This is a genomic window from Alcanivorax sp. DG881 (genome assembly GCF_000155615.1).
Taxonomy (GTDB): domain Bacteria; phylum Pseudomonadota; class Gammaproteobacteria; order Pseudomonadales; family Alcanivoracaceae; genus Alcanivorax.
Window position 1 is genome coordinate 3,793,093 of the sequence record NZ_DS989915.1, and the last position, 7,542, is coordinate 3,800,634.

The following is a 7,542-nucleotide window of genomic DNA, read 5'->3' on the forward strand; positions in this document are numbered from 1 at the left end:
CGCCGAGACCGCCCAGCACTTCCGGGCGACGGGTCCGCTTGGCAACAGGGGCGATGCGTTTAACCAGCTCGTTACCGGCGTCGATATCGACACTGCGTCACGGTACGTCAGTGGCCGTTTCTGTTCGGTCATGGGGGGCTCCGGGTTGGTGAAGGCGCGTATTCTAGCAACGGGCCTGCCTGCTGGGGAACCTCTGCGTGACGCCTTGGGGCGTTAAACTCAGCGAAAGCGGGTTTCGTCTGACTGAGAAGGTCGTTTCGCTCAGTGATTTGCCCTGTGATTTGCCGGAAACGGGTTCGCGTGGCTGAGGTGAATAGGTGATAATAGCGCGCTTGAATTTTCGGTTGGAATGAGCGCCCATGCGTTTTATTGGATTGTTGGCCGTGTTGTTAGGATGGAGCCTGCTGGCCCAGGCGGAATCGCTGGATACAGTGCAGGTGCCGGTGGATGGCCGTGGCGACGCGCAGCGGCAGGACGCGCTGGCCGAGGGCCTGGAGCAGATGCTGGTGCGTCTGAGTGGGCAGCGGGATGTACTCAATGAGGCGGTGGCCAGTGAGGCGGCCTCGCGGCTGGATCGTTGGGTGACCCGCTACGATTACAACACGCTGGATGATGGCAGCAGTGCCTTGCAGGCCCGTTATGACGTGAATGGCCTGATGGCCTTCATGGCGGAGCAGGGCGCATCGGTGTGGGGAATACCCCGGCCGCTCCTACGGAGGGTTTTGCCTGCTGTTATTTTTTCTTGCCCGGCAGAATGTCCATGGTCTTGCAGATAATGCCCAGCATGACTTCGTCGGCGCCGCCGCCGATGGAGCCCAGGCGACCATCACGGTAGAGCTGGCCGGCGGGGTTTTCCCACATGAAACCATTGCCGCCCCAGTACTGAAGGCAGCTGTCGGCCACTTCGCGGCTCAGGCGGCCCACTTTCAGTTTGGCCATGGAGGCCAGCTGCAGGACGTCCTTGCCGTTCACATACATTTCGCAGGCCTGGTAGGTGAGGGCGCGCAGGGCTTCCACTTCGGTCTGCAATTCGGCCAGGCGGAAATGCACACTCTGGTTATCGATCAGCGACATGCCGAAGACTTTGCGGTCCTTGGCGTAGGCGATGGTTTCATCGATCACATGCTCCATGCCCTTGAGGCTGTTGGCGGCGGCAAACAAACGCTCTTCCTGGAACTGCATCATCTGCATCATGAAGCCCATGCCTTCCTGACCGATCAGGTTGCGCTGGGGCACGCGCACGTTATCGAAGAACACCTGGGCGGTTTCCGAAGAACGCATGCCCAGCTTGTTCAGAGGCTTGTCCACGGTGATGCCGGCGGCATCCTTGGGCACCACGATCAGGGATTTGTTGACGTGGGGCTTGGCGTCGGAGGTGTTGGCCAACAGGCAGAAAAAATCGGCACTGGGCGAATTGGTGATCCACATTTTGGTGCCGTTGATCAGGTAGTCATCGCCGTCTTTGACCGCGGTGGTTTTCACGGCTGCCACATCGGAACCTGCATGGGGTTCGGAAACCGCGATGGAGGCCACCATGTCGCCGGCGATGGCGGGGGCCAGGTAGTCACGACGCAGTTCATCGGAGCCGAAGCGGGCGATGGCTGGAGTGGCCATGTCGGTCTGTACACCCACGGCCAGCGGTACGCCGCCACAATGGACCCGGCCCATTTCTTCGCTCATAACCATGCCGTAGGAGTAGTCCAGCCCCATGCCGCCAAACTCTTCCGGCTTGGTTACACCGAGCAGACCCAGATCGCCCATTTTCTTGAACACTTCATGAATCGGGAAACGGCCAGCGTCTTCCCATTCACGGACATGGGGGTTCAGTTCCTTGTCGACAAAATTACGGACTGTACGGCGAAGTTCTTCGTGTTCCTGAGTGAATTGCATGGGAGGCTCCCTGTTGTGTTCGTTATGTTCGGTTGTTTGAGTTGAAAGTTAAAAGTTCAAAGTTCAAAGTTGAAACGCGGCACTGGTATGTCATTGACTGAAGCCATTGGTAGGCGCGCTGAATTTTTTGTACGCGGGCAGAGCCGTGTTCGTTTGCCACTGCACAACTCGCGCTTTTGAACTTTGAACATTCAACTGCCTTTAAAGTCTCGCCACCCCGAATGAATTCGGGTGTAGCTGGCGCTGTTCTGCGTCATCGCAAATATCCAGGGCGTAGGCCACCACCCGGCGAGTGTCGCGGGGGTCGATAATGCCGTCGTCCCACAACCGCGCCGTGCCGTAGAGTGCCGTGGACTGGCTGTCGAGTTTCTGGGCGGTGGTCTGCTGTAGCATGTCGAGGACTTTCGGGTCCGGTTCGATACCGTTGGCCCGCTGTTTTCCCTCGGCCACAATGCGCAACACCATGCCGGCCTGCTGGCCACCCATGACCGCGACTTTGGAATTGGGCCAGGCAAAGATGAAGCGTGGATCCAGTCCCCGGCCGCACATGGCATAGTTGCCGGCGCCGTAGGAGCCGCCCACCAGCACGGAAATTTTCGGCACCCGTGCGTTGGCCACAGCCTGCAGCATTTTCGAGCCGTTCTTGATGACCCCGTTCTGTTCTGCGTCGGTACCGACCATGAAACCGGTGGTGTTGTGAAGGAACAGTAAGGGGCGACGGGTCTGGTCACAGAGCTGGATAAACTGGGCGGCCTTGGCTGCACCGCGCGGCGTAATCGGGCCGTTGTTGCCGATGATGCCCACGGGGTTGCCTTCGATCGTGCTCCAGCCGCAGACGGTGGCGCTGTCCCATTCGTTCTTGAAGTCCAGGAAATCAGAACCATCAACGACGCGGGCGATGATTTCGCGTACATCGTAGGGTTTCTTGGCATCGGCGGGGACCACGCCGAGCAGTTCTTCCGGCGGGAATTTGGGTTCTTCATGCTCGGGAGCGGTTGCTGCCGCCCGGCGCCAGCCCAGTAGTTTCACCAGATCCCGAGCCTGGCTGATGCCGTCTGCATCGGATTGCGCCAGGTACTCGGCTGTGCCGGCCGTACCCGCATGCATCTCTGCGCCACCCAGTTCTTCGTCGGTGGCAATTTCCCCAGTGGCTGCCTTCAGCAGGGGCGGGCCGGCCAGGAACATCTTGGCCCGTTCGCGAACCACTACCACGTAATCAGACAGGCCCGGTTGATAGGCGCCGCCGGCGGTGGCGTTACCGTGCACCACGGTAATTTGAGGGATGCCTGCGGCGGACAGGCGTGCCTGGTTGGCAAAGGTGCGGGCGCCATCCACGAAGACTTCTGCGGCGTAGTTCAGGTTGGCACCGCCGGATTCCACCAGGCTGACCACCGGCAGTTTGTTCTCCAGCGCAATGCGCTGCAGGCGCAGGGTTTTGTGCAGGCCGGAGGGGGAAATGGTGCCGCCCTTGATGGCCGAGTTGGAGGCGGTGACCAGGCAACGGACACCGGACACATAGCCAATGCCGGCAATGGTACTGCCTCCGGCTTCGGTGCCGTCCTTGTCGTCGTGCATCTTGTAGCCGGCCAGATTCATCAGGCTTAAAAACGGGGAGCCTGCATCCAGCAGCCGGGAGATGCGTTCGTGGGGAAGCAGCTGGCCACGTTTTTCAAACTTGGCGCGTTTGCTTTCCGCGGTATCCACCACGGCCTGTTCGATGGCACGGAATTCCTCCACGGCCGCGAGTAAGGCGTCGCGGTTCTGGCGGTATTCTTCGCTGTTGGGGTCAAGTGCGCTGTCGAGAGTCGCCATTAGAGATCCTTGAACACGTCCGGGGTGGTGGCACGGTGGAAGCCATCGAACGGCTTGCTCTTGTCGTGGGCGGGCAGCGGGAAGATCGCCACATTGCCCTGGCTGGCGGCGCCGTCGATGCGCAGGGTGTCGCCGCTGATAAAGGCGGAAGCATCGCTGAGCAGGAAGCAGATCGCGCCGGAGACTTCCGATTCATTGCCCATGCGTTGCAGGGGCACAGCGGCGCGCAAGGTTTTAAGCGTCTCTTTAAAACCATCAGGGTAGGTGTCCATGCCGCTGGACATGATCCAGCCCGGTGCGACGGCGTTGACGCGCACACCGCAGCTGCCCCATTCGTAGGCAGAGGTCTGGGTGAAGTTGACCATGCCCGCGCGAGCGGCGCCGGAGTGGCCCATGCCCGGCATGCCGCCCCACATGTCGGCGACAATGTTGACGATGGCGCCGCCGTTTTTGTTCATGCCCTGCAGAAACACTTCCCGGGCCATCAGAAAGCCGCCGGTCAGGTTGGTGCGCACCACGGTTTCCCAGCCTTTCTGACTGATCAAGGCCAGCGGAGAAAGGGAATTGGCCACCGGCGTTGTTGACCAGACCGTGGACCACGTCTACAGCCTTGTAGACGTCGCCGACGGTGGCTTTTACCGCTTCTTCATCACGGATATCACAAGAAAAGCCCAGCGCCTGTCCGCCGTCTTCGGCAATTTCGGCGGCCACGGCATCCAGCTTTTCCTGTTTGCGGCCGATGAGTACGACACGGGCGCCCAGGGCCGCCAGTTCGTGGGCGGTGCAACGGCCAATGCCGGAGCCGCCGCCGGTGACAATGATGTTCTGGCCGGCAAACAGGTTTTCTTTAAAGACGGAACGGTATGACATGTTTTAGTCCTTGAAGTCCTAAAGGTGCCTGCATGCGTCACGCTGCATGCAGCACGCTAAAATCAACGTTATTTGCCTACTTCGTCAGCGATGGTCTGGCTGACGGAGATAGGCATATCCAGTAACTGCTGGGCAAAGGCCTTGCCTTGCGGGTCAATGCGCAGCGAGGCGATGCCGCCGCCGCCCAGGGCATTTTTCAGCAGAAAGTTGAAGGCATTCATGCCCGGCATGGACCAGCGGTGAACGCTGCCTGCGTCCGGATCCAGCACGTGCTGCATGTAAGTGGCCACGGCTTGTTCGGTCAACGCCGCATTCAGGTAAGGCAAGTATTCCGCCTTGCGGGCGATGACGCCGATGTTGGCATGGTTGCCCTTGTCACCACTGCGGGCCCAGGCCAGTTTGACCAGTGGCACTGTGGTGCCGGTGTCAGTATCGCCGTTGGCGGTGCCGTAATCCGTGTCCTGGGGCAGGGCGCTGGCATCAAAGACCTGACCGGTGGGCATGTCGACGGAGTGCGTGTTGCCGTCCAGATCCACGGTGGCGGTGACCGCGCTTTTTTCTACCAGGGTAGAAAACAGGCGGATGCGCGGGATGGGTTTGGGGCGCCCGCCCACCAGGCCGGAAAGGCCCGGTGCCATGCCGGTGGCGGCCTGGGCGATTTCCCGGGCAAACAGGCCCAGGGCTTTCTTGTCATCGTGCAGGGCGGCGATTTTGACCACCACTTCACGAGTGTCCGCGCGGCGGGCATTGGCGCCATAGGTGCTTTCGCTGCCGAGCACTTCCACACTGGTATCGCGGAACGGGGCTATGCCGAGCTGCTGAAAGAGGCCGGCCACTTTTTTGAGTATGGCGTCGGCAACCACCTGGCCTTTGGCGGGTGCATCGATGCCCCCCATCAAAAAGGAGGCGGTAATCCGGTTGCCGTCCGGGTAGGTGGCGGAGACTTTATAGCTGTCCGTGGGGGGCAGGCCCCGGGCGCCGGAGACGCTGACCCGATGCTCGCCGACCTGCTCCAGTGTCACCTGGGTAAAATCGCAGACCACGTCTGGCAGTAAATAGGCCCGGGGGTCGCCAATTTCGTACACGATCTGCTCGCCCACGGTGGCGCAGGTGACCAAACCACCGGTGTTGTCAGGCTTGGTGATCACAAAGTGGCCATCCGCATGGCATTCGGCCACCGGGAACCCCATGTTGTGGAAGTCCGGTACGTCGCGCCAGTCGGTGAAGTTGCCGCCGGTGCATTGGGCGCCGCATTCGATCACGTGCCCGGCCAGTGACCCCTGGGCCAGCTTGTCGTAATCCTCGGCGGACCAGTCGAACTCGTGCATCAGCGGGCCCAGCACCACGGCGGAGTCGGCAATGCGGCCGGTGAGCACGATGTCGGCGCCGGCATCCAGCGCCGCCTTGATGGGCAGGGCGCCCAGGTAGGCGTTCATGGTGACCGTCATGGGGGGCAGGGGGGCGCCACTGTCCAGTTCGGTTACGTTGGCAAAATCGTCGCGGCGTGTATTCAGGTCGTCCCCTTCTACCAGGGCAATCTTCATTTCCACGCCTGCGGCCGCAAACGCTTTGTGCAGGGCATCGCGGCAAGCACGGGGATTTACGCCGCCGGCGTTGCTGATCACCTTGATGTTTTTCGCCTTGATGTCCTTGGCCAGCGGGGCCATCACATTGGTGACAAAGTCGTGGGCATAGCCTGCGCTGGGGTCTTTCATCCGTGCCCCGGCCATGATCGACAGGGTCACCTCGGCCAGGTAGTCGAACACCAGGTAATCCAGCTCGGTCTGGTGAACCAGCTGGAAGGCAGCGCTGTTGGTATCGCCCCAGAATCCGGCGGCACAACCGATGCGAACAGGCTTTGACATGGTGGCTCCATTTGCGTGTAAGTTCATGGTCTCGTAAGCTACCAAGCAAGCGCTTGGTTTGTAAAGGGCTTGGAGGGTCGACGGCGCATTTATTCGAATGCCGCTGTAGGAGCGCCACTTGAGGCGCGAACAGGCTTTGCAGAGACGCGAGTTGCGGAGTCGGCGCTCGGGAGTTGGGTCTTTCTTTTGAAACTTGCTCCGCGTAACTCGAGCTGAGTGGTTCGCGCCTCAAGTGGCGCTCCTACAGTTTTTATAGGGAGCATGGTGATGGTGCTGCCCTTGCAGCTTGCAGCCCGGAATCGGGATAATGCGGGGATACATAAAAGAGGGTACCAATGGCTGAGTCACTGGCAATTAATGGAATCGATGATTCTCCCCGCGGGCGTCTGCTCAGTGCGGCAGCTCACCTGTTTCGGGACAAGGGGTTCGACCGCACCACGGTCCGTGATATTGCGGCGTCGGTGGGGATTCAAAGCGGTTCCATCTTTCATCACTTCAAGACCAAAGAGGATATCCTCTATGCGGTGATGGAGGAGGTGATTCACTTCAATACCGAGCGGCTGCGCCAGGCGGTGGCGTCCCATGCGACCGGCAAGGAGCAATTGCGGGCGCTGATTCGGGCGGAGCTGCAGTCCATTGTGGGTGATACGGCTGAGGCGATGACCGTGATGGTCACCGAATGGCGTTGCCTGAGTGCAGACAAGCAGGCCCGAGCACTCAAATTGCGCGGTATTTATGAGCAGCTGTGGCTGGATGTATTGTCGGAATTGCACGATCAGGGCGCATTCACCACGGACCCCTTCATTATTCGTCGTCTGCTGACGGGGATGACCGGCTGGGCGCCGAACTGGTTTGATCGCGAAGGCCCGCTGAGCCTGGATGACCTGGCCGATATCATGCTGGCCCGGGTCATTGGTGAGTCCGCACCATGATTGGTAATGCCATAGCCTGGGGGAAAACCGGTTACTCCATCATCGAGGAGGGCGAGCTGAACCGGCAGACCTGGGCGCTGGATGTGCATCATTACCTGATTGCCAAACCCAATGGGCAGTCTTTGCCGGGAAAATTCACTCTGGAAGAGGCAAAAGCGAGAATCGAGGCGCTG

Annotated in this window: 6 protein-coding genes and 2 pseudogenes; 2 read left to right on the forward strand and 6 right to left on the reverse strand. The window is 60.3% G+C overall.

Annotated elements, in window-relative coordinates:
• Positions 1-132: pseudogene (locus ADG881_RS17790) on the reverse strand (phosphoribosylformylglycinamidine cyclo-ligase); the annotation flags it as partial.
• Positions 133-359: 227 nt separating this feature from the next.
• Here ADG881_RS17790 and ADG881_RS17080 point away from each other — a divergent pair.
• Positions 360-776, forward strand: a complete 417-nt coding sequence (locus ADG881_RS17080; RefSeq protein WP_007148951.1) for a DUF2066 domain-containing protein — start codon at positions 360-362, stop codon at positions 774-776.
• Here ADG881_RS17080 and ADG881_RS17085 read toward each other — a convergent pair.
• The 5 genes and pseudogenes from ADG881_RS17085 to ADG881_RS17100 all read right to left on the reverse strand — a co-directional run bounded on the left by ADG881_RS17085 (position 733) and on the right by ADG881_RS17100 (position 6,437).
• Positions 733-1,890 carry an acyl-CoA dehydrogenase family protein gene (locus ADG881_RS17085; RefSeq protein WP_007149025.1) on the reverse strand — a complete coding sequence of 386 codons (1,158 nt, stop codon included), beginning with the start codon at positions 1,888-1,890 and terminating at the stop codon, positions 733-735. The genes ADG881_RS17080 and ADG881_RS17085 overlap by 44 nt on opposite strands.
• A gap of 201 nt (positions 1,891-2,091) precedes the next feature.
• Positions 2,092-3,702: an acyl-CoA carboxylase subunit beta gene (locus ADG881_RS17090; RefSeq protein ID WP_007148433.1), complete on the reverse strand. Its 1,611-nt coding sequence runs from the start codon at positions 3,700-3,702 to the stop codon at positions 2,092-2,094.
• Positions 3,702-4,274 (reverse strand): SDR family oxidoreductase, encoded by a 573-nt coding sequence (locus ADG881_RS17095; protein ID WP_007150309.1) that lies wholly within the window; start codon positions 4,272-4,274, stop codon positions 3,702-3,704. Before ADG881_RS17095 ends, ADG881_RS17090 begins: the two co-directional genes overlap by 1 nt.
• A gap of 46 nt (positions 4,275-4,320) precedes the next feature.
• Positions 4,321-4,572 (reverse strand): annotated as a pseudogene (locus tag ADG881_RS17905) (SDR family NAD(P)-dependent oxidoreductase); the annotation flags it as partial.
• Between the two features lie 68 nt (positions 4,573-4,640).
• Complete coding sequence (locus ADG881_RS17100; protein ID WP_007149288.1) at positions 4,641-6,437, reverse strand: acyclic terpene utilization AtuA family protein; 1,797 nt, start codon at positions 6,435-6,437, stop codon at positions 4,641-4,643.
• A gap of 335 nt (positions 6,438-6,772) precedes the next feature.
• Between ADG881_RS17100 and ADG881_RS17105 the strand changes: the two genes are divergently transcribed.
• Positions 6,773-7,369, forward strand: a complete 597-nt coding sequence (locus ADG881_RS17105; RefSeq protein ID WP_007148482.1) for a TetR/AcrR family transcriptional regulator — start codon at positions 6,773-6,775, stop codon at positions 7,367-7,369.
• Positions 7,370-7,542: the final 173 nt, after the last annotated feature.

Coding starts and splice junctions, on each gene's coding strand:
- ADG881_RS17080 (WP_007148951.1), top strand. CDS start 360: ATGCGTTTTATTGGATTGTTGGCCGTGTTGTTAGGATGGAGCCTGCTG.
- ADG881_RS17085 (WP_007149025.1), bottom strand. CDS start 1,890: ATGCAATTCACTCAGGAACACGAAGAACTTCGCCGTACAGTCCGTAAT.
- ADG881_RS17090 (WP_007148433.1), bottom strand. CDS start 3,702: ATGGCGACTCTCGACAGCGCACTTGACCCCAACAGCGAAGAATACCGC.
- ADG881_RS17100 (WP_007149288.1), bottom strand. CDS start 6,437: ATGTCAAAGCCTGTTCGCATCGGTTGTGCCGCCGGATTCTGGGGCGAT.
- ADG881_RS17105 (WP_007148482.1), top strand. CDS start 6,773: ATGGCTGAGTCACTGGCAATTAATGGAATCGATGATTCTCCCCGCGGG.